This is a genomic window from Microbacterium sp. CPCC 204701 (assembly GCF_004010105.1).
Lineage (GTDB): Bacteria > Actinomycetota > Actinomycetes > Actinomycetales > Microbacteriaceae > Microbacterium.
The window spans coordinates 1-1,270 of record NZ_RRYE01000589.1; the positions used below are offsets into that span (position 1 = coordinate 1).

Consider the following 1,270-nt stretch of genomic DNA (forward strand, 5'->3'; position numbering starts at 1 on the left):
CAGCTCGAAGAACACGCTCGGGCCGGTGTCGTCGTCGTCGACCGCGGTCACCACGACCTGCGCTCGCGCACGCGAGAGCGCGCGGGCGAGGAGCCGGAGCTCATCGTGCATCGCCGCCCGGCGCCTGTCGAACGGGGCGGCGCCCTCGCCGTCGGCCCGGCTCGCGGCATCCGGCAGCCGCCACGTCTCGAGGAGGCTCCCGCGCAGCCGCGTATTCGGCCACACGCCCTCCTGCACGCCGGCGACGACCACGGTGTCGAACTCGAGGCCCAACGCGCCGGCGGGCGTCAGGATGCGGACGCTGTCGTCGCGTGTGGGCGCGTCGAGGCGGTCCTCGGCGACGCCGGTGTCGAGGGTCGACCGCACGAACACCCGCGGGTCGGCGTCGATCGAGCGCTCGACGAACCGCTTGGCGGCCTGGAACAGCGCCACGAGCGCGTCGAGATCGCGGTTCGCCTGGTCGGCGAGCGGCCCCGTGCCGCGGGCGAGCTCGGTCCACACGCGCTGCAGCCCGCTGCGGTCCCACGCCGTCCACAGCAGCTCGTGGACCGTCGCCCCCCGGTCGAGCTCCTCACGCAGGGCGGAAACGGTGTGAGCGAGCGTCGCCGCGCGACGCGCCTCGCGCGTGTCGACGAGGTCGAACTCGAGCGGCTGCCGCATGGCGGAGACGAGGAGCTCGCGACCCGACCGCTCGTGCTCCGCTCCGCTCTCGTGCGCCGTGCGAAGCTCGGCGTGGCGGAGTGCGGATCGCAGCCGGCGGAGCTCGATGGCATCGAGGCGGCCGAACGTCCCGAGGAGCGCAGCCGAGATGTCTTCGAACGTCCAGTCGTCGCGAGCGGCCAGGTCGATCAGACGCAGGATGTCTGCGACCGGCCGCAGCGCCCCGAGCGCCCGTCCGGGACCGCTCGAACGCGCCGGCACCTCTCGCGCCGACAGCTCGGCTTCGAGGGCGGCGACCTGACGCGTGTCGTGCGCGATCACCGCACACGCCGCCCACGGCACCCCCCCGTGCACGTGCCGCTCACGCAGCAGCCGCGCGATCGCGTCGTACTCCTCGGCAGCGGAGCGCAGAGTGAGCGCGCGCACCGAGGCGTCCGGCTCGACGTCGGCCGGCGGCATCCGGTGCGCCACGACGCCCACGGCGCCGATGCGCTGCGTGATCCCTCGGACGAGCTCCCGCTGCCACGCCGTGCCGCGATGCACATCCGGAAGGACGTGCATCGCCGCCAGGGCCGCGGCCAGACGCGCGAAGTTCTCGGGGGTCGCACCG

At 74.6% G+C, this 1,270-nt stretch carries 1 protein-coding gene; it reads right to left on the bottom strand.

Going from position 1 to position 1,270, the window contains the following annotated elements:
- Positions 1–1,270, bottom strand: a 1,270-nt coding sequence (locus tag EIO58_RS18130; RefSeq protein WP_164861873.1) for an ATP-dependent helicase, incomplete at both ends; no start/stop codon positions are given.